General features: G+C 64.7%; 16 protein-coding genes and 1 riboswitch. Of the genes, 6 read left to right on the top strand and 10 right to left on the bottom strand.

What is annotated here, in order from left to right; all coding sequences use genetic code 11:
* Window positions 1-183 precede the first annotated feature (183 nt).
* The gene (locus HY019_RS05830) at window positions 184-1,071 is read left to right on the top strand and encodes an ion channel (RefSeq protein WP_290689102.1); all 888 of its coding nucleotides are present in this window, start codon (window positions 184-186) and stop codon (window positions 1,069-1,071) included.
* On the opposite strand, the gene HY019_RS05825 is transcribed toward HY019_RS05830, so the two are convergent.
* The 7 genes from HY019_RS05825 to HY019_RS05795 form a co-directional block, all read right to left on the bottom strand.
* Window positions 1,072-2,262 carry an isovaleryl-CoA dehydrogenase gene (locus HY019_RS05825; RefSeq protein WP_290689101.1) on the bottom strand — a complete coding sequence of 397 codons (1,191 nt, stop codon included), beginning with the start codon at window positions 2,260-2,262 and terminating at the stop codon, window positions 1,072-1,074. It lies immediately after the preceding gene.
* A 46-nt stretch (window positions 2,263-2,308) separates the two neighbouring features.
* Entirely contained in the window at window positions 2,309-3,238 is a 930-nt protein-coding gene (locus HY019_RS05820) for a hydroxymethylglutaryl-CoA lyase (RefSeq protein WP_290689100.1), read from the bottom strand.
* A gap of 9 nt (window positions 3,239-3,247) precedes the next feature.
* The gene (locus HY019_RS05815; protein ID WP_290689099.1) at window positions 3,248-5,236 is read right to left on the bottom strand and encodes an acetyl/propionyl/methylcrotonyl-CoA carboxylase subunit alpha; all 1,989 of its coding nucleotides are present in this window, start codon (window positions 5,234-5,236) and stop codon (window positions 3,248-3,250) included.
* A gap of 21 nt (window positions 5,237-5,257) precedes the next feature.
* On the bottom strand, window positions 5,258-6,094 hold the full coding sequence (locus HY019_RS05810) for an enoyl-CoA hydratase/isomerase family protein (RefSeq protein ID WP_290689097.1): 837 nt from the start codon (window positions 6,092-6,094) through the stop codon (window positions 5,258-5,260).
* A 10-nt stretch (window positions 6,095-6,104) separates the two neighbouring features.
* Entirely contained in the window at window positions 6,105-7,712 is a 1,608-nt protein-coding gene (locus HY019_RS05805; protein WP_290689095.1) for a carboxyl transferase domain-containing protein, read from the bottom strand.
* An 8-nt stretch (window positions 7,713-7,720) separates the two neighbouring features.
* Window positions 7,721-8,413, bottom strand: a complete 693-nt coding sequence (locus HY019_RS05800) for a TetR/AcrR family transcriptional regulator (RefSeq protein WP_290689093.1) — start codon at window positions 8,411-8,413, stop codon at window positions 7,721-7,723.
* A 132-nt stretch (window positions 8,414-8,545) separates the two neighbouring features.
* Window positions 8,546-9,334 (bottom strand): SDR family NAD(P)-dependent oxidoreductase, encoded by a 789-nt coding sequence (locus HY019_RS05795; protein ID WP_290689091.1) that lies wholly within the window; start codon window positions 9,332-9,334, stop codon window positions 8,546-8,548.
* 58 nt (window positions 9,335-9,392) lie between these two features.
* Here HY019_RS05795 and HY019_RS05790 point away from each other — a divergent pair, with 58 nt between their 5' ends.
* The 4 genes from HY019_RS05790 to HY019_RS05775 all read left to right on the top strand — a co-directional run bounded on the left by HY019_RS05790 (window position 9,393) and on the right by HY019_RS05775 (window position 15,029).
* The gene (locus tag HY019_RS05790) at window positions 9,393-9,839 is read left to right on the top strand and encodes a thioesterase family protein (protein WP_290689089.1); all 447 of its coding nucleotides are present in this window, start codon (window positions 9,393-9,395) and stop codon (window positions 9,837-9,839) included.
* Window positions 9,840-9,975: 136 nt separating this feature from the next.
* Window positions 9,976-11,544 (top strand): methyl-accepting chemotaxis protein, encoded by a 1,569-nt coding sequence (locus tag HY019_RS05785; RefSeq protein WP_290689088.1) that lies wholly within the window; start codon window positions 9,976-9,978, stop codon window positions 11,542-11,544.
* Between the two features lie 163 nt (window positions 11,545-11,707).
* Window positions 11,708-13,597: a DNA helicase RecQ gene (gene recQ / locus HY019_RS05780; RefSeq protein ID WP_290689087.1), complete on the top strand. Its 1,890-nt coding sequence runs from the start codon at window positions 11,708-11,710 to the stop codon at window positions 13,595-13,597.
* A 349-nt stretch (window positions 13,598-13,946) separates the two neighbouring features.
* Window positions 13,947-15,029 carry a porin gene (locus HY019_RS05775; protein ID WP_290689085.1) on the top strand — a complete coding sequence of 361 codons (1,083 nt, stop codon included), beginning with the start codon at window positions 13,947-13,949 and terminating at the stop codon, window positions 15,027-15,029.
* A gap of 114 nt (window positions 15,030-15,143) precedes the next feature.
* Here the strand turns inward: HY019_RS05775 and metW are convergent, their stop codons facing one another.
* Both metW and HY019_RS05765 read right to left on the bottom strand, forming a co-directional pair.
* Window positions 15,144-15,731, bottom strand: a complete 588-nt coding sequence (gene metW, locus HY019_RS05770; protein ID WP_290689083.1) for a methionine biosynthesis protein MetW — start codon at window positions 15,729-15,731, stop codon at window positions 15,144-15,146.
* Window positions 15,732-15,742: 11 nt separating this feature from the next.
* Window positions 15,743-16,954, bottom strand: a complete 1,212-nt coding sequence (locus HY019_RS05765; RefSeq protein WP_290689081.1) for a homoserine O-acetyltransferase — start codon at window positions 16,952-16,954, stop codon at window positions 15,743-15,745.
* 52 nt (window positions 16,955-17,006) lie between these two features.
* Window positions 17,007-17,081: riboswitch (SAM riboswitch) on the bottom strand.
* 189 nt (window positions 17,082-17,270) lie between these two features.
* On the opposite strand from HY019_RS05765, the gene HY019_RS05760 reads away from it, so the two are divergent.
* Window positions 17,271-18,935, top strand: coding sequence for an FMN-binding glutamate synthase family protein (locus HY019_RS05760; RefSeq protein WP_290689080.1), 1,665 nt, complete (start codon window positions 17,271-17,273; stop codon window positions 18,933-18,935).
* 9 nt (window positions 18,936-18,944) lie between these two features.
* Here HY019_RS05760 and HY019_RS05755 read toward each other — a convergent pair whose 3' ends face one another.
* Window positions 18,945-19,565 (bottom strand): glutathione S-transferase, encoded by a 621-nt coding sequence (locus HY019_RS05755; protein ID WP_290689079.1) that lies wholly within the window; start codon window positions 19,563-19,565, stop codon window positions 18,945-18,947.
* Window positions 19,566-19,643: the final 78 nt, after the last annotated feature.

Below are 19,643 nucleotides of genomic sequence, written 5' to 3'. Positions count from 1 at the left end.
GCCTCATGCAGTGTGGGTGTTTAACCCTGACGGGATCCTGTCGCGTTGTACTCAGGGGCGATGATGGCCGCGATCGCAGGCGCGGAAGAATGGGCGGAGTGTGGGCTGATGCGGTGAGAATGGCGTGGTTCAGGCGCAGGTCGTGCGTGTGAGACGGACTTGAGCGCAAAGAGGGCTGGAGCAATGAGTCACCACAAACAAGGTCACATCCGGTCAGTCCACGTCGGGCAGACCCAGGTGCTGGCCAAAGGCCACCCGACCCGCGGTCTGTTCGACCCCTATCACTTTGTGCTCACGCTCAGCTGGCCGCAGTTCTTCGGCCTGCTGGTGCTGCTGTTCTTCAGCCTGAACCTGTGCTTTGCGCTGGCCTACTGGCTGGTGCCGGGCAGTGTGGCCAATGCCCGCCCAGGGGTGTTCTGGGACCACTTCTTCTTCAGCGTCGAGACACTGGCTACCGTGGGCTATGGCGAGATGTCACCCGCCACGACAGCGGGGCACGTCATCGCGGTGGTGGAGATCATGCTGGGCATGGCCATCCTGGCTGTGACCACAGGCCTGATCTTCGCGCGCTTTGCCAAGCCCAAGGCGCGCATCATGTTCAGCCAGCAGGCGGTGATCCGTCAGTTTGATGGTCAGCGCGTACTGATGCTGCGCATGGCCAATGAGCGCTACAACCGCATCGTCGATGTCAGCGCGATGATGTCCATCGTGCGTGTGGAGCGGCTCAAGGAGGGTGAGTCCTATTTCCGCATCCACGACCTGAAGCTGCGTCGTGAGCGTACCCAGGTCTTCAACCTCACCTGGACTTTGATCCACGAGATCGATGAGCACAGCCCTCTGCATGGCTTGAGCGCCCAGGATCTGGAAAACAGCCGGGCGCAGATCGCCGTCTCGATCACAGGGCACGACGAAACCGTGGCGGCCTCCGTGCACGCTGTGCATGACTACGGCTGGCAGGACATCGTGTTTGACGCTCGGTTTGCCGATGTGTTGCGTGAGTTGCCCGATGGCGGCAGGGTGGTGGACCTGACCCGCTTCCATGAGGTGGAGAGCGGGTCAGACACCACGTGATCACATCGTCTCGGCAAACAACTCCCGCCCGATCAGCATGCGGCGGATCTCACTGGTGCCTGCGCCGATCTCATACAGCTTGGCGTCGCGCCACAGGCGGCCCAGCGGGTAGTCGTTGATGTAGCCGTTGCCACCAAAGATCTGGATGCCTTCACCGGCCATCCAGGTGGCTTTCTCGGCGGCCATCAGGATCAGCGCGGCGCAGTCCTTGCGCACATGGCGTGCATGGCTGCTGCCCAGTGCATCCAGGTTCTTGGCCACGGTGTAGGCGAAGGATTTGACGGCCTGCTGCATGGTGTACATGTCGGCCACCTTGCCTTGCAGCAGCTGGAACTCGCCAATGGCCTGGCCAAACTGCTTGCGCTCGTGGATGTAGGGGACGATGTTGTCCATCACGGCCTGCATGATGCCCAGCGGGCCGCCTGAGAGCACGGCACGTTCGTAGTCCAGGCCGCTCATCAGCACCTTGGCGCCATGGCCCACGCCGCCCAGCACGTTCTCGGCCGGCACCTCGCAGTCCTCGAAGAACAAGGGGTAGGTGTTGGAGCCGCGCATGCCCAGCTTGTCGAGCTTGTTGCCCTTGCTGAAGCCCTTGAAGCCCTTCTCAATGATGAAGGCGGTCATGCCCTTGGCACCCATTTCGGGCTCGGTCTTGGCATAGACCACCAGGGTGTCGGCATCACCGCCATTGGTGATCCACATCTTGCTGCCGTTGAGCACGTAGCGGTCGCCACCAACCCCCGATTTCACGTCGGCGCGCAGCTTCATGCTCACCACGTCCGAGCCGGCATTGGGCTCGCTCATGGCCAGCGCGCCCACATGGTCGCCGCTGATGAGCTTGGGCAGGTACTTTTGCTTCTGAGCCTCGGTGCCGTTGCGGAAGATCTGGTTGACGCACAGGTTGGAGTGCGCGCCATAGCTCAGCGCCACGGCCGAGCTGCCGCGGCTGACTTCTTCCATGGCCACCATGTGGGCCAGGTAGCCCATGTTGGTGCCACCGTATTCTTCGCTCACCGTGAGGCCATGCAGGCCCAGGTCGCCCAGCTTCTTCCAGATGGGAGCAGGGAAGGTGTTCTCGCGCTCCACATCGGCGGCGATGGGGGCCAGCTCCTTGGCCACGAAAGTGCGCACGGCGTCGCGCAGGGCATCGATGTCGTCACCCAGTTGGTGATTGAGGCCTGGCAGGTTCATGTTGGTGTCTCCTCGGTCGCTTGTGTGTGGGGTTCAGTGCAGAACGTCAGTGCGTGGGGTGGGCGCGTTTGGCCAGCAAGGCATTGCTGACGCGGGACACGGGCTTGCGGCCCAGCACGCCCGAGATGAAATCGGCGGCGTCCACCAGCTTGTCCAGCTTGATGCCGGTGTGGATGCCCAGGCCGTGCAGCAGGTAGACCACGTCTTCGGTGGCCACGTTGCCGGTGGCGCCCTTGGCATACGGGCAGCCACCCAGGCCGGCCACGCTGGTATCAAAGGTGTGGATGCCCAGCTCCAGGCAGCCGTAGATATTGGTCAGGGCCTGGCCATAGGTGTCATGGAAGTGGCCGCTGAGTTCGGCCAGCGGCACATGCTTGAGCGCGCGCTCCATCACGGCCTTCACGCGGCCGGCGGTGCCCACGCCAATGGTGTCGGCAATGCCGATGTGGTCGCTGCCGATGTCCAGCAGGCGCTTGACCACGTCTTCCACGGCGTCCACGCTGACCTCGCCTTGATAAGGGCAGCCCAGCGCGCACGACACCGCCGCGCGCACACGTTTGCCGGTGGCCTTGGCCGCATCGACGACGGGGCGGAAGCGCTCGATGGATTCGGCGATCGAGCAGTTGATGTTGCGCTGGCTGAAGGCCTCGCTGGCCGCCGCAAAGATCACGACCTCGTCGGCACCCGCCGCGAGCGCACCTTCAAAGCCTTTCATGTTCGGGGTGAGCACCGAGTAGCGCACGCCCTGCTGGCGCTGGATGCCGGCCATCACCTCGGCGTTGTCGGCCATCTGCGGCACCCACTTGGGGCTCACGAAGCTGGTGACCTCGATCTGGCGCAGCCCGGCCGCCTGCAGCTGGTGCACCAGCGATATCTTGTCAGCCGCGTCCACGGGGCGGCCCTCGTTTTGCAGGCCATCACGTGGGCCCACATCGACCAGCGTGACATGAGAGGGGAAGTTGGATGGCTTGTTCATGATGGCACCTCAATCTTCAATGCGCAGCAGCTCGACCCCCTCGGCCACCTGGTCGCCCACGGCGCACAGGATGGCGGTGACGGTGCCTGCTTGCGGCGCGGTCAGCGTGTGTTCCATTTTCATGGCTTCGGTCACGGCCAGGGGCTCGCCTTGCTTGACGACCTGGCCTTCCTTGACCAGCAAGGCCACGACCTTGCCGGGCATGAGCGCGGTGAGGCGGCCCGTGCCGTGGTGGCCCTGGTCAACCTGGGTCAGCGGGTTCACGTCCTGCAGGTGCATGGCGCCTTGTGGGGTGAACACATGGATGTCGTCACCATGGCGATATACCGACACGCGCAGGCGCTGTTCGTTGAGACCGATGTCCAGCGTGTCGCCTTGCGCGCCGAGCAGCGTCAGCATGACGCTGTGCTCACCAAACTCAAGCTGATACTGCGCTGTGCCCAGGCGGGTGGTGGTCACTGTGACCGGCTGGCCTTCATGCAGCAGCACCTCGCGGTGGCGTGGCGCACCATGCAGGCGCCAGCCATCTGGTGTGGCCCATGGATCGCGCGGCCCAGCGCTGGCGGTGGGGGCAGCTTGCAGCAGGCTGGCCATGGCCGCGCCGATGGCCACATCCGTGCTCACGCCCGGGGCCTGGAACAGCGCGGCGTGTTCGCGCTCGATCAGGGCCGTGTCCAGCTTCGCTTGTGAGAACGAGGCCGTGTGGAGCACGCGGCGCACAAAGCTCACATTGGTGTGCAGGCCGGTGATGTGCAGGTCGCGCAAGGCCGCGTCCAGGCGGCTCAAAGCGGCGGTGCGATCTTCACCCCACACGATGAGCTTGGCGATCATCGAGTCGTAGTACGGCGAGATCACATCACCTTCGCGCACACCGCTGTCGATGCGCACGGGCGAGACCTCGAACGACGAGGCGGCCGGTGTGCGCATGACCTGCAGCTGGCCGGTGGCCGGCAGGAACTGTTGCGCGGGGTTCTCGGCGCAGATGCGGGCCTCGATGGCGTGGCCCTTGATCTGCAGCTGGTCCTGCTGCAAGGGCAGGGGTTCGCCAGCCGCCACGCGCAATTGCCACTCCACCAGATCGAGCCCGGTGATGGCCTCGGTGACCGGGTGCTCGACCTGCAGGCGCGTGTTCATCTCCATGAAATAGAAACGGCCATCTTGTTCACAGATGAACTCCACGGTGCCCGCGCCCACGTAGCCCACGCTGCGTGCGGCGGCGATGGCGGCTTCACCCATCTGGCGTCGACGCTCAGGCGTCATGCCGGGCGCGGGGGCTTCTTCCAGCACTTTCTGGTGGCGGCGTTGCACCGAGCAGTCGCGCTCGAACAGGTAGACGTAGTGGCCCTGCTGGTCGCCAAAGACCTGGATCTCGATGTGGCGCGGCTGGCTCACATAGCGCTCGACCAGCACGTGCGCGCTGCCAAAGCTGGCCTGGGCTTCGCGCTGGCAGGATGCCAGGGCGGCTTCAAAGTCTGCGGCCTGCTGAACGGCGCGCATGCCCTTGCCGCCACCACCCGCGCTGGCCTTGATCAGCACGGGGTAGCCCATGATGTCGGCCTGCTCCTTGAGGAAGGCGGGGTCTTGCTGGTCGCCGTGGTAGCCGGGCACCAGGGGCACGCCTGCTTTGTCCATCAAGGCTTTGGCGGCGGACTTGCTGCCCATGGCCGCAATGGCCGAGGCGGGCGGGCCGATGAAGGCGATGCCCGCGGCCTCGCACGCTTGTGCAAAGTCTTCGTTCTCGCTCAGGAAGCCGTAGCCAGGGTGCACCGCCTGGGCGCCGGTGGCCTTGGCGGCTTCGAGGATGCGGTCGGCGCGCAGGTAGCTGTCGCGCGGGCTGGCCGGGCCGATGTGCACGGCCTCGTCGCAGGCCTGCACGTGCAGGGCGTGGGCGTCGGCATCCGAGTACACGGCCACGGTGCGGATGCCCATGCGGCGCGCGGTGGCGGCGATGCGGCAGGCGATTTCACCGCGGTTGGCGATGAGGATCTTGTTGAACATGGTGAAGGGATTCCGTCGTGTTCAGTCGTTGGGCTCGGCGCGGTCGCGCGGGCCCGCTTGGATGGCCGTGGGCTTGACGTCAAGCTGCCAGGCCGGTGTGCGTTTGTTCAGGAAGGCCTGCAGGCCTTCGCGGCCTTCGTCGCTGGCGCGGATGTCGGCAATGCGGCGCGCGGTCAGGTCACGCAGATCGGTGGTCAAGGGCATCTTGCCGATGTCCTTGACCAATTGCTTGCAGGCCCGCACGGCCACCGGGCCGTTGTGCACGATGCTGTGCACCACCTGCTGCGTGGTCTCGTGCAGCTCGTCTGCGGCGCACACCTCGTGCACCAGGCCGATCAGTTGGGCGCGCTCGGCAGTGAAGCGTTCGGCTGTCACGAAGTAGCGGCGGGCGGCGCGCTCACCAATCGCATCGATCACATAAGGGCTGATGGTGGCCGGGATCAGGCCCAGCTTGGCTTCGGACAGGCAAAAGCCCGCTTGCCTGGACGCCACCACCACATCGCAGCAGGCCACCAGGCCCACGCCGCCGCCATAACAGTCGCCTTGCACCTTGGCGATCACCGGCACCGGGCTGCTGGCAATCGTCCACAGCATGTTGGCCAGGCGGGCGCCATCGGTGTGGTTCTCGGCCCAAGAGAAATCGGCCATGGCGCGCATCCAGTTCAGGTCGGCGCCGGCGCAGAAGGCCTTGCCATGCGCACCCAGCACGATGGCGCGCAAGGCGGTGTCGGTGGCCAGTTCGGTGAAGGTGTGCGTCAGCTCGGCAATGGTGTCGGCATCAAAGGCGTTGCGCAGCTCGGGCCGGTTCAGGTAGACGTGGGCCACATGTCCCTCGTGCTGGATATCAAGCGTAGGCATGGTGGCCTCCTTACATGCGGAAGACGCCGTAGCGCGTCTCGGCAATGGGTGCGTTCAGGCTGGCGCTCATGGCCAGGGCCAGCACGCGGCGGGTGTCGGTGGGGCGGATCACGCCGTCGTCCCACAGGCGGGCAGAGGCGTAATACGGGTGCCCCTGGGCTTCGTACTGATCACGGATCGGGGCCTTGAACGCGGCCTCTTCATCGGCGCTCCAGGTGCCGCCCTTGCCCTCGATGCCATCGCGCTTGACGGTGGCCAGCACGCTGGCGGCCTGCTCGCCGCCCATCACGCTGATGCGCGCGTTGGGCCACATCCACAGGAAGCGCGGGTTGTAGGCCCGGCCGCACATGCCGTAGTTGCCGGCACCAAACGAGCCCCCGATGATCACGGTGAACTTGGGCACCTGCGCGCAGGACACGGCTGTGACCATCTTGGCGCCAGCGCGTGCAATGCCTTCGTTCTCGTACTTGCGGCCCACCATGAAGCCGGTGATGTTCTGCAAAAAGAGCAGGGGGATCTTGCGCTGGCAGCACAGCTCGATGAAGTGCGCGCCCTTGTTGGCGCTCTCCGAGAACAGGATGCCGTTGTTGGCCACGATGCCCACCGGCATGCCTTCAATGTGGGCAAAGCCGCAGACCAGGGTGCTGCCGTAGCGGGACTTGAATTCATCGAACTCGGATGCGTCCACCAGGCGGGCGATCACCTCGCGCACATCAAAGGGCTTGCGCGTGTCGGTGGGGATGACGCCTTTGAGCTCATCCTGGTCGTAGAGGGGCGCACGCGGCTCGATCAGGGCGATGTCGGGTGTCTTGCGCCAGTTCAGGCGGGCCACGCATTGGCGGGCCAGGGCCAGGGCATGGGCGTCGTCGCGGGCCAGGTGGTCGGCCACGCCGGACAGGCGGGTGTGCACGTCACCGCCGCCCAGGTCTTCTACGCTCACCACTTCACCAGTGGCAGCCTTCACCAAAGGCGGGCCGCCCAGGAAGATGGTGCCCTGGTTCTGCACGATGATGGTCTCGTCGCTCATGGCGGGTACATAGGCGCCACCGGCCGTGCACGAGCCCATGACCACGGCGATCTGCGGGATGCCGACCGCGCTCATATTGGCCTGGTTGTAGAAGATGCGGCCGAAGTGATCGCGGTCCGGGAAGACCTCGTCCTGATTGGGCAGGTTGGCGCCACCCGAGTCCACCAGGTAGATGCAGGGCAGGCGGTTCTGCGCGGCGATCTCCTGCGCACGCAGGTGTTTCTTGACCGACACCGGGTAGTAGGTGCCGCCTTTGACGGTCGCGTCATTGCACACGATCATGCATTCCACGCCCGCCACGCGGCCCACGCCCGCGATCACGCCGGCACTGGGCGCGGCGTTGTCATACATATTGAGCGCGGCCAGCGGGGCCACTTCGAGGAAGGGCGAGCCCGCATCCAGCAGTTGCTCCACACGGTCGCGCGGCAGCAGCTTGCCGCGGGCCAGGTGCTTGGCGCGAGGGGCTTCGCCACCACCCAGCGCAATGCGGCCGAGCTGGGCTTGCAGGTCGTCCACCAGCGCCTGCATGGCCTGGGCGTTGGCCTTGAAGGCGTCCGAGCGTGGGTTGAGTTGGGTCTCGATGACGGGCATGGCGGGGTTCAGTCTTGGGGGTGAATGTGGCGCAGGGCTTCGCTGACTTCGTCCTTGAAGCGGCTCAGCGCCGCCAGGGAGGCGTCACGTGGCATCAGCGCGCTCCAGATCAACTCGGTCAGCTGCTCGGCCGTGGTGTCGATGCGGGGGCGCTTCATCGTGGTGATGGCGTCCCACAGCACGTGCTCCATCGAGCCGTAAACCAGGTCGCGCAGCAGGCGCAAGGGCATGTCCTGGCGGACCTGGCCTTCGGCCTGGGCTTGGGCCAGGCAGTCCATCAGCGGCGCGGTGTAGCGGCGTTTGCAGTCGGCGATGACCTGGGCCAGTTCCGGCTCGGCAGCGCGGCCTTCGCCGAGCACCAGGGCGCACATGCCCGAGCCATCGGCCAGCAAGGTCACCAGGTGGGCGCGCACCACGTGGCTGAGCTTGGCGTGCACGCCATGCAGGCGGGGCACGTCGCGCTCGAGCTCGCTGCTGATCTCGTCATACCAGTCCTTGATGACCTGGATGCACAGCTCGCGCTTGCCGGGGAAGTAGGTGAACACCGTGGCCTCGGACACACCCGCCGCTTCGGCGATCTGGGCCGTGGTGGCGCGCTGGTAGCCGTGCTGCGAAAACACCTGCCGAGCCGCACTCAGCAAAGTCAGAATGCGCTCCAGTGATTTGGCGCGGCGGGGTGTGGTGCGTTGCAGACTGGGCACGGCGAAAGTTGAGTGGCACTCAAGAATGACGCGATCATGCCATGGGTGGCGCCACTCATGTCCGGCTCTTTATCAGGGTTGATACTGATGTGTGACGCAATGCCCGCGCAGCGAGCTGTGTTTGAGTGCCGCTCAGCCGGCCGCCAGGCGCAAGCCGCCATCCAGCCGGATCACCTCACCATTGAGGTATTCGTTTTCCACAATGTGGCGCACCAGGGCGGCGTATTCGGTGGCCTGGCCCAGGCGTGCGGGGCAGGGCACGCTGGCGGCCAGCGCCGCCCGGGCTTCTGGCGGCAAACCGGCTGTCAACGGCGTGTTGAAGGCACCGGGCGCAATGGTCATGACGCGGATGCGGTCGTGCGCCAAGTCGCGTGCGGCGGGCAAGGTCATGGCGGCCACACCGCCTTTGGAGGCGGCCAGCGCGACCTGGCCCATCTGCCCGTCAAAAGCCTCTACAGACGCCGTGTTGATGATCACGCCCCGACAGGCGCCCGCGGCTTCCCCGGGGCGAGGCGGCGACGCCATCATCACCGACACCGCCAACCGCATCATGTTGAAGCTGCCTAGCAGGTTGACCTCCATCACCTTCTGGAAGGTGGACAACTGGTGCGGGCCCTCGCGGCCATGCAGGCATTCAGCAAAGGCCACGCCCGCGGCATTGACCAGCACGTCCACGCGCCCGAAACGGTCCTGCGCCATGTAGACGGCGGCCGAGCCCTGGGTGTCGTCGCTGACATCGGTGTCCTGCCAGCACCAGCGTTCCTGATGCGGGTCAAGCTGGTGCAAAGGGTGGTTCGAGGGGGGCGCACAGCGGTCCGCCAGCAGCACACGGGCGCCGGCCTCCCAGGCCATCTGGCTGGTCGCGGCGCCAAGGCCCGAACAGCCGCCGGTGATGATGAACACGCACTTGGACAGGTTCATGGCAGTACTCCCAGGGCCGAAATGGCATCATTGCGCCAATCCGGACCAAACGCAAGCCATGACAGCCATCCAATGGGATCACCCCGATCCCCACCTCTTGAATGTGACCGTGCAGGCCCCGCACATCGACCTGATGCGCCACACGAACAACGTCGTGTACCTGCAGTGGCTGGAAGATGTGGCCTGGGCGCATTCCATCGCGCTGGGCCTGGGCCCTGCTCAATACGAGGCCCTGGGCCATGGCATGGTGGTGCGCCAGCATGAGCTGACCTACATCCAGGCCACGCGCCTGGGCGATGAACTGGTGCTGGCCACCTGGTTGACCCACGCCGACAAGCTCACCCTGCAGCGCCACTACCAGTTCGTCCGCCAAGCCGACGGTTTGACCGTTTTTCGGGGGCGCACACACTTTGTGTGCGTGGACATTGCCCAAGGCAAAGTCAGGCGCATGCCAGAGGCGTTTTTCTCCGCTTATTCGGCGGCCGTGGTCCCTCAAGTCAGCTGAGTTTCACCCGATAAAGCCGGTTACTTCAGCCGGAGAAGTATCACGCTGGGTCGCATTGCATCAGCGAGCGAACCTGCCCCGGCTATTCGCCATTGGGCTGGCGACCTCAAACAGCCCGGACGACCAGGGATGGGTGATGAACTTCGCGCAATTGAAGATCGGTACGCGTGTGGCCGTACTGGGTGGGGTCATGAGTGTGGCCTTGCTGGCGGTGGGGGGCACGGGTTTGTGGGCGCTCAGGGCCGACGAAGCCCAGTTCGAGGCCTGCGCGCAAAAAGCCCAGCACTTCGAGAACGCCATCGACCTGGCGCGTGGCGCGCAGGTGGCCTTCAAGATCCAGATCCAAGAGTGGAAAAACACCCTGCTGCGCGGCGGTGACGAGGCCTCGTTCGAGAAATACAGCAAGGCCTTTGCCAAAGAGGGCGACGCTTCGGTAGGCAAGCTCCAGGAGTTGAAGGCCGTGATGGCCAAGCTGGATCTGCCCACGTCCGACATCGACGAGGCGCAGGCGGCCCTCAACGAACTCAAGACCAAGTACCAGGACGCCCTGACGCACTACGACCGGGCCGATGTCGACAAGAGCGCGCACACGGTCGACAAGCTGGTCAAGGGCATGGACCGCCCACCCACCAAGAAGATCGATGACATCGTCGCCGGGGTGTTGAAGTCGGCCAAGACCATGCAGGCCCAGGCCGTGGATGTGGCCAAGGCCCGCATGCAGTCGGCCATCTGGGGCATGCTGGGCCTGATCGTGCTCGCGCTGGGGGCTGGTGCCGCCGCAGCCTGGATGATCTTGCGCAGCATCACCACCCCGCTGCATCAGGCCATGACGGCCGCCGCCGAGGTGGCCAGCGGCAACCTGCGTGTGGCCATCCACGCCGATGGCGCAGACGAAGTCAGCCAGTTGCGTGCCGCGATGGGCCAGATGAACGACAGCCTGGTGCGCGTTGTTGGCCAGGTGCGCGAAGCGGCCGACATGGTCTCGCATGCCTCCAGCGAAATCGCCTCGGGCAACATGGACCTCTCCGCCCGCACGGAAGCCCAGGCCTCCAACCTGCAAGAGACCGTGGCCACCATTGGCCAGCTGAGCACCGGCGTGCAGCACAGTGCCGACCACGCCGCCCAGGCGCAGGATCTGGCCACCCGTGCCAGCGAAGTGGCCGAACGCGGCGGTGCCGTCGTCAATGACGTGGTGCAGACCATGAACGACATCAATTCAAGCTCGCGCAAGATCTCCGAGATCATCGGTGTGATCGACGGCATCGCCTTCCAGACCAACATCCTGGCCTTGAACGCCGCGGTGGAAGCGGCCCGTGCCGGCGAGCAAGGCCGTGGTTTTGCCGTGGTGGCTTCTGAAGTGCGGGCCCTGGCGCAACGCAGTGCCAACGCCGCCCGCGAAATCAAGACGCTCATCAACGCCAGCGTCGAGTGCGTGGACCGCGGCAGCAACCTGGTAGGCGAGGCGGGTGACACCATCGCCTCGGCCGTGCAGGCGGTGCGCCAGGTGCGCGAGGTGATTTCCGAGATCACGGTGGCTGCGCGCGAGCAGGCGTCCGGCATCAGCCAGGTCAGCCAGGCCATCGGTGCCATCGACAACACCATGCAGCAAAACGCCGCGCTGGTGGAGCAGGCTGCCGCTGCAGCATCCTCGCTGCAGCAACAGGCGCAGGCGCTGCAGGGTTCTGTCAGCTTCTTCCGCACCTGAGGTCAAGCATCCAGAAGGGGTGGGGCCCACCGAAAGGGGAGTGGGCGCCACCACGCGGCCTGAACGGGGTTACTGCGGCGACAATACGCTTTGTGCGCCCCCGGTCTTTTCGCGTTGTGTTTCATGATGTGGGCGCTGACCAAGCCGTTAACCCACGCCACCTGTGTCTGCCCTGCCTGCCGCCGATGCCCTTGAGGCATTGCCCACCCAGCCCTTGACCATCCTGCAGGAGGTCTTTGGCTACACCGCTTTCAGAGGGCAGCAGCAGGCCATCGTCGACCACGTCACAGCTGGCCACGATGCCCTGGTGCTCATGCCCACGGGCGGCGGCAAAAGCCTGTGCTACCAGATTCCGGCCATTGCGCGCCACCGTGCCGGCAAGGGCGTGACCGTGGTGGTCTCGCCCCTGATTGCCCTGATGCACGACCAGGTGGGCGCGCTGGAAGAAGTGGGCGTGCACGCGGCCTTCCTCAACAGTACGCTCAGCCTGGAAGACACCCAGCGCATCGAGCGCGAGATGATGGCTGGCCGCATGGTGATGCTGTATGCCGCACCCGAGCGCGTCACCAACCTGCGTTTCCAGGCGCAACTGGCCAGCTTGCACGAACGTGGCTTGCTCAGCCTGTTTGCCATCGACGAGGCGCACTGCGTCAGCCAGTGGGGCCATGACTTCCGCGAAGACTATCTGCAGCTCAACCTGCTGCACGAACGCTTCCCCGATGTGCCCCGCCTGGCCCTGACCGCCACCGCCGACGACCAGACCCGCGCCGACATGATCGAGCGCCTGCAACTGCAGGACGCGCGCGTTTTCATCAGCAGCTTCGACCGGCCCAATATCCGCTACGCCCTGGTCGAAAAAGACGAGCCACGCAAACAGCTTTTGCGCTTCATCCAGGACGAGCACGACGGCGATGCCGGCATCGTCTACTGCCAAAGCCGCAAGAAAGTTGAAGAAACCGCCGCCTGGCTCAACGAGCAGGGCATCAGCGCCTTGCCCTACCACGCCGGGCTGGATGCGGCCGTGCGAAAGAAGCACCAGGACCGCTTCCTGCGCGAAGATGGCCTGGTCATGGTGGCCACCATTGCGTTCGGCATGGGCATCGACAAGCCCGATGTGCGCTTCGTGGCCCACCTGGACCTGCCTAAAAACATCGAGGCCTATTACCAGGAGACGGGCCGTGCCGGGCGCGATGGCGCCTCGGCGGACGCCTGGCTCACCTACGGCCTGGCCGACGTGGTCAACCAGCGCCGCATGATCGACGAGAGCCCTGCCAACGACGACTTCAAGCGCGTGCAGCGTGGCAAGCTCGACGCGCTCCTGGCCATGGCCGAAGCCCACGACTGCCGCCGCGTGCGCCTGCTGGCTTACTTCGGCGAGCCCAGCGAACCCTGCGGCAATTGCGACAACTGCCTGAACCCGCCCGCCACCTGGGATGGCACCGAGGCCGCACGCAAGATGCTCAGCTGCATCTACCGTTTCTGGCAGCACGGCCAGCAGCGTTTTGGCGCAGGGCACCTGATCGACGTGCTGCGTGGCAAACAGACCGACAAGGTGCAGCAATACGGCCATCAGTCCTTGAGCACCTTCGGTGTCGGGGCCGAGCTGTCAGAAAACCAGTGGCGTGCCGTCTTGCGCCAACTGGTGGCCCTGGGCCATGTGGTCGCCGAAGGGGAGTACAACACCCTGGCGCTCACCGACAGCGCCCGCGCGGTGCTCAAGGGCGAGGTCAACTTGACCCTGCGTGAGGCGGCCGAAACGCCCCGCCGCGGGCGCGCCAGCAAAACAGGCAAACCCGGCGCCGGCAAGGCGGCCTCGGCACCGGCCGACCTCACCGGAGACGCCTTGGCCCGCTTTGCCGAGTTGCGAACCTGGCGTGCGGGCGTGGCGCGTGAGCACAACCTGCCGGCCTACATCGTCTTCAATGACGCCACCCTGGCTGACATGGCCCGCATCGCGCCTCAAAGCCTGGGGGAACTGGCGGGCATCAGCGGCGTGGGGGCCAAGAAGCTGCAAGCCTACGGTGACCAGATCCTGGCGGTTCTGAACCCCTGAAACGGCGCGGTGCATGCCCCATCTCGGGGAAAAATGTCCGAATAGAAATGACGCGCAAAGACCGCGCGCACCACGGTTGTGCGTCCATTCAATTGATTGCCTGGGCAATTGTTTTTTGGTTTAAATCACGTGATTTGCCTGCAAAATGTCCCATAAACGCATGGGTAAATCACTTTTTGTGGTGGTGTGGCAACGAAAACAGGCAAAAACTGGGGGCCAAGGCTGTCACGATTCTTGCTTATCGAATCTCCGGCGGACTTTCCGTCCCACAATGAACCGCGTGGTTGGGAGCCTTGTTGGGCACCCTCCTTGTTCAAATTTCTGTTCATCTCATTGCTAGGAGAACTCAATGTTTGCAAAGAAGAACCTGGTGGCCGTGGCTGCCCTGCTGGCTGTCGCTGGCGCTGCCCAAGCCCAGTCGAGCGTCAAGCTGTACGGCTATCTTGAAATGGACGCTGGTTCCTACGAAGGCGCTCACGCCAAGGGCACTTCCTCCCGCGTGACCAAGGTTCAAAGCGGCGACATGATGACCAGCTTCATCGGCTTTGCCGGTGTGGAAGACCTGGGTGGCGGCCTGAAGGCTGAATTCACCCTGGAATCCTTCCTGGCTGCTGATACGGGTGAAGCCGGTGGTCCCAATACCCGCAACAAGGCTGGTGGCTTCTGGAGCCGTGGTTCCAATGTCGCTCTGAGCGGTGGTTTCGGTAAGGTGGCGCTGGGTCAGTATGACAACCCGCTGTTCACCTCAGCCTACACCTACAACCCGTTCGGTAGCTCGATGAGCTTCTCGCCCGCGATGCGTCACCTGAATTACGTGGGCCAAACTGGCGGCATCGCTGGTGCGGGTGTTGGTTTCGATACCGGCTGGGTCAATTCCGTGACCTATGAATCCCCTGTCCTGTCGGGCTTCCAGGGTATCGCGCAATACGGTGCCAAGGAAAGCACAGCTTCCGGTGCGAAGAACAGCTACGCTGTTGCCGCCAGCTACAACGCTGGCCCCTTCAGCGCGATGCTGACTTATGTGAAGGCAGGCAAGGTGCCTGCAGTCAGTGCAACCAACGACCCCTACACGGCTGAAGAGAAGGTCACAAACCTGGGTGCCAGCTACGACTTCGGTGTGTTGAAGGCTTTTGGTCAGTACACGTACATCAAAGACACCACCAACACCAACAAGGACAAGATCTGGCAACTCGGCGTGAGCGTGCCCGTGACGGAGAAGGCGTCCGTGATGGCCTCGTTCGGTCAATTGAAGGACACGGTTACAGGTGCAAGCGCTTCCCAGAAGGATGAAGTGTTCAGCCTGGGTTACAACTATGACCTGTCCAAGCGCACGGCCGTGTTTGCTGCCTTCATGAACAACCGCCAAAGCGCCAGCACAGGCAACGACTCTGCTGGTCAGTCTTACGCAGTCGGCATCAAGCACAACTTCTGATCGAACCCCTTCGATTTGAAGCACCCATGAAAAACGCCCCGCGAGGGGCGTTTTTCTTTTGGCGAGGCCAATCTGCTGTCGATACGTCGCGCCTTGAGCCGACGTGGGCGAGGCTCAACCCCGCTCGAACTTGAACACCGCCGTGCTGGCCAGCAAATTGGGCCAGCGGGTCACGACCTCGCCGCCATTGAGGCCGAAAGATTCCAGGATCCGCAGGCCGTTCTTGCGCGCCAGCACCTCGAAGTCGGCCAGGGTGGACACGCGGATATTGGGCGTGTCGTACCACTGGTAGGGCAGGGTCTTGGTGACCGGCATGCGCCCGCGCAGCACGCTCAGGCGGTGCGCCCAGTGCGCGAAGTTGGGGAAGCTCACCAGCCCGGTGCGGCCGATGCGGGCGGTCTCACGCAGCATGTCCTCGGTATTGCGCAGGTGTTGCAGCGTGTCCAGCTGCAGCACCACGTCAAAGCTGTTGTCTTCGAACAGGCTCAGGCCTTCTTCCAGGTTGCGCTGGATGACGTTGACGCCGCGGCGCACGCACGCGATGACCTTGGTGTCGTCCAGCTCGACCCCATAGCCCGTGCACTGGCGGTGGTCCCGCAGGTAGGCCAGCAGGGCGCCGTCGCCGCAACCCAGGTCCAGCACACGGGAGCCAGGCGGGATGAGGTCGGCGATGATCTGGTGGATGGGGCGATCGTTGCTCATGCTTGTTTCCATCACACGGCCATCCTCACCGCTTGCCCGTTGAGGGTGCTCAGCGGGGCCACCTGCTCATGGAGGCTCAGGGCGATGCGCTCGAAGTAGGCGCGCACCACCTCGTGGTAGCGCGGGTCGTCCAGCAGGAAGGCGTCGTGCCCGTGCGGCGCGTCGATTTCGGCATAGCTCACGTCATGGCGGTTGTCGACCAGGGCCTTGACGATCTCGCGCGAGCGGGCCGGCGAGAAGCGCCAGTCCGTCGTGAAGCTGATGACCAGGAACTTGGCCAGGGCTTTGGCCAGGGCGCTGGCCAGCTTGCCGCCATGGGCGCGGGCCGGGTCGAAGTAGTCCAGTGCGCGGGTGATCAGCAAGTAGGTGTTGGCGTCGAAGTAGTCGCTGAACTTGTCACCCTGATAGCGCAGGTAGCTCTCGACCTGGAACTCGATGTTCTGGGTGCTGTAGGACGGCTCTTCACCGGCTTCGCGGCCCACCATGGCACGGCCGAATTTTTCGTCCATCACGTCGTCGGACAGGTAGGTGATGTGGCCGATCATGCGCGCCACACGCAGGCCGCGGCGCGGGATCACGCCGTGCTCATAGAAGTGGCCGTGGTGGAAGTCGGGGTCGGTCACGATGGCGCGGCGGGCCACTTCGTTGAAGGCGATGTTCTGGGCCGACAGGTTCGGCGCGGTGGCCACGGCCACGCAATGGCGCACACGCTCGGGGTACTGCAGCGTCCAGCTCAAGGCCTGCATGCCACCCAGGCTGCCGCCCAGCACGGCGGCCAGTTTGTCGATGCCCAGGCGGTCCAGCACGCGGGCCTGGGCGTTGACCCAGTCTTCCACCGTCACCACGGGGAAGTCCGCGCCGTAGATCTTGCCGGTGTCCGGGTTGGTGTGCATGGGGCCCGTCGAGCCAAAGCACGAGCCCGGGTTGTTGATGCCGATGACGAAGAATTTGTCGGTGTCCAGCGGTTTGCCGGGGCCGATCATGTTGTCCCACCAGCCCTGGCTCTTGGGCAGCGGCTGGCCGTTTTCGTCGGCGTGCAGGCCGGCCACGTGGTGCGAGGCGTTCAGCGCGTGGCACACGAGCACGGCGTTGCTGCGGTCGGCGTTCAGGCGGCCGTAGGTCTCGTAGACCAGGGTGTAGTCGCGCAGCACCGCGCCGCTTTGCAGCGACAACGGCGTGCCGAAGTGCATGGAAGCAGGGGTGACGACCCCGAGTGTGGACATGACGCTAGCAGATCAGATGGACAACAAAAAACCGGCCTCGCATGAAAGCAGGGGCCGGTGTGCAGCGCCCTCTTTAGCGGAATTTCTTGAGCGCCCGCAATCCGGACAAATCGGCGCTATAGGTATCAGTGTAGCGCCATTTCCCAGCACTTGGCGATCGGCCATATTTCACAATCTGCGGCTGTTTTGCCTTGCTGTGCCACAGACCGCCGTCCGCCAGTGGGCCTTAGCATGGTGTCAGGGTGCCCGAAGTGCGCGCGCATTGCGCCAGCAGTGTGCGGCCGACAGGCACCCCGGCATCTATAAGGAGACATGCATGCCCAGGTGGTTACTCCGGCTCAATGAGTACGTGCCCGTTCGTTACGGCGCCTGGGCCTTGTCTGTGTTGCTGGCGCTGGTGGGGGGCGTGGTGTGGGGCGTCACGCGCCATGAGTCCGGTTTGTGGATGCTTGGCCTGGGGGTCGGGCTCACCGTGCTGGGCATCAACGACATGCGCCAGACCAGCCGCTCGGTGCTGCGCAACTATCCGGTCATGGGTCACCTGCGCTATCTGCTGGAGTTCATCCGCCCGGAGATGCGCCAGTATTTCATCGAGAGCGACAACGAGGCCGCACCGTTTTCGCGCCAGCAACGCTCCCTGGTCTACCAGCGCGCCAAGGGCGAATCCGACAAACGCCCCTTTGGCACGCAGCGGGACGTCGGGGCGACGGGCTATGAGTGGATCAGCCATTCGATCGCGCCCAGCGAGGTGCCATCCCAGGATTTCCGGGTGACGATCGGCGCGGGCGGCTCTTCCTGCACGCAGCCCTACAGCGCCAGCGTGTTCAACATCTCTGCCATGAGCTTCGGGGCCTTGAGCGCCAATGCCGTGCTGGCCCTCAACGCCGGGGCGAAGAAGGGCCGTTTTGCGCACGACACCGGCGAGGGGTCGATCAGCCAGTACCACCGCGAACCCGGTGGCGACCTGATCTGGGAGATCGGCTCGGGCTATTTCGGCTGCCGTACGGACGATGGCCAATTCGACGCCGACAAGTTCGCCGCCAATGCGCGCGAGCCCCAGGTCAAGATGATCGAGCTCAAGCTGAGCCAGGGCGCCAAGCCCGGGCATGGCGGCGTCCTGCCTGGCCCCAAGGTGACGATTGAAATCGCGGCCACGCGCGGTGTGCCGGTTGGCAAGGACTGCGTGTCGCCCGCCAAGCATTCGGCGTTTTCAACCCCGATCGAAATGATGCAGTTCATCGAGCGGCTGCGCCAGTTGTCGGGCGGCAAACCGGTGGGCTTCAAGTTCTGCGTGGGCCACGTGTGGGAGTGGTTTGCCATGGCCAAGGCCATGCGTGAAACCGGCATCTGGCCCGACTTCATCGTGGTGGACGGGGCCGAGGGCGGCACGGGCGCCGCGCCGCTGGAGTTCACGGACCACGTTGGCGCGCCTTTGCAGGAGGGACTGCTGCTGGTCCACAACACCCTGGTCGGCCTGGGGGAGCGCCACCGCGTCAAGATCGGCTGTGCCGGCAAGGTGATCAGCGCCTTCGACATCGCCCGCATGATGGCGCTGGGGGCCGACTGGTGCAATTCAGGGCGCGGCTTCATGTTCGCGCTGGGCTGCATCCAGGCGCAGAGCTGCCACACGGGTGAGTGCCCCACCGGCGTCACCTCGCAGGACCCCTGGCGCCAGCGGGCGCTGGTGGTGCCAGACAAGGCCGAGCGGGTGTACCGCTTCCATCACAACACCCTGTATGCGCTGAAGGAGTTGGTCCAGGCGGCCGGCTTGCAACACCCCAACGACATCACCGCCGATCACATCCTGCGGCGGGTGTCGGGCTTTGAAGTGGGGCGTCTGGCGAACCTGCTGACCTACCTGCGCCCGGGCGAGTTGCTGGCGGCAGAGCTGGGTGAGGTGGCCTGGCGTACACCAGGCTTCGAGCAGTACTGGCGCCGTGCGCGCGCCGACTCGTTCGAGCCGGCGGACGGCGTGCACTGATCGGGTTGATCAGGCGCTGGGCGGCGCCGTGTCGATGAAACTGGGGCGCTGCATGAGCTTTTCGTGCAGCTTGCCCAGGTTGGGGTAGTCGTCCCGCCAGTCGATCTGCGGGAAGCGGAAATCCAGGTAACCCAGGGCGCAACCCACGGCGATGTCGGCCAGGCTGTGGTGGTTGCCGTTGCACCAGGGGCGGTCGCCCAGGCCCTGGCTCATGGCCTTGAGGCTGCCTTTGACCTTGTCCAGCTGGCGGTCAACCCAGGCCTGGCTGCGCTGGGCCTCGGTGCGGCCCGCCCAGGTTTGTTCCATGCGCGCCAGGACGGCGGCGTCCAGCAGGCCGTCGGCCAGGGCTTCCCAGGTGCGCACTTCCACGCGCTCGCGGCCGCTCAGGGGGATGAGCTTGCCCACAGGGGAGAGCGTGTCCACATATTCCACGATCACGCGCGAGTCAAAAATGGCTTCGCCACCTTCCATCACCAGGCAAGGCACCTTGCCCAGCGGGTTGGACTCCGAGATGGTGGAATCGGCCGACCAGACGTCTTCGATGTCGAATTTGTAGTCGAGTTTTTTCTCGGCCAGCACGACGCGTACCTTGCGGACGAAAGGGCTGGTCAGGGAGCCGATCAGTTTCATTCTGTGTGGTGATGTGTGTTTGGGCTGATTTTAGCCACCGCAAGGCGTCTGGCGGGCAATGCAGGGTTATCTGTTTGG

It is taken from the genome of Aquabacterium sp., from assembly GCF_016195855.1.
Lineage (GTDB): Bacteria > Pseudomonadota > Gammaproteobacteria > Burkholderiales > Burkholderiaceae_C > Aquabacterium.
The sequence above is the reverse complement of the archived record's forward strand: the minus strand, read 5'-3'. Positions and strand labels throughout refer to the sequence as shown.

Coding starts and splice junctions, on each gene's coding strand:
- HY019_RS05830 (WP_290689102.1), top strand. CDS start 184: ATGAGTCACCACAAACAAGGTCACATCCGGTCAGTCCACGTCGGGCAG.
- HY019_RS05825 (WP_290689101.1), bottom strand. CDS start 2,262: ATGAACCTGCCAGGCCTCAATCACCAACTGGGTGACGACATCGATGCC.
- HY019_RS05820 (WP_290689100.1), bottom strand. CDS start 3,238: ATGAACAAGCCATCCAACTTCCCCTCTCATGTCACGCTGGTCGATGTG.
- HY019_RS05815 (WP_290689099.1), bottom strand. CDS start 5,236: ATGTTCAACAAGATCCTCATCGCCAACCGCGGTGAAATCGCCTGCCGC.
- HY019_RS05810 (WP_290689097.1), bottom strand. CDS start 6,094: ATGCCTACGCTTGATATCCAGCACGAGGGACATGTGGCCCACGTCTAC.
- HY019_RS05805 (WP_290689095.1), bottom strand. CDS start 7,712: ATGCCCGTCATCGAGACCCAACTCAACCCACGCTCGGACGCCTTCAAG.
- HY019_RS05795 (WP_290689091.1), bottom strand. CDS start 9,334: ATGAACCTGTCCAAGTGCGTGTTCATCATCACCGGCGGCTGTTCGGGC.
- HY019_RS05790 (WP_290689089.1), top strand. CDS start 9,393: ATGACAGCCATCCAATGGGATCACCCCGATCCCCACCTCTTGAATGTG.
- HY019_RS05785 (WP_290689088.1), top strand. CDS start 9,976: ATGAACTTCGCGCAATTGAAGATCGGTACGCGTGTGGCCGTACTGGGT.
- HY019_RS05775 (WP_290689085.1), top strand. CDS start 13,947: ATGTTTGCAAAGAAGAACCTGGTGGCCGTGGCTGCCCTGCTGGCTGTC.
- metW (WP_290689083.1), bottom strand. CDS start 15,731: ATGAGCAACGATCGCCCCATCCACCAGATCATCGCCGACCTCATCCCG.
- HY019_RS05765 (WP_290689081.1), bottom strand. CDS start 16,954: ATGTCCACACTCGGGGTCGTCACCCCTGCTTCCATGCACTTCGGCACG.
- HY019_RS05760 (WP_290689080.1), top strand. CDS start 17,271: ATGCCCAGGTGGTTACTCCGGCTCAATGAGTACGTGCCCGTTCGTTAC.
- HY019_RS05755 (WP_290689079.1), bottom strand. CDS start 19,565: ATGAAACTGATCGGCTCCCTGACCAGCCCTTTCGTCCGCAAGGTACGC.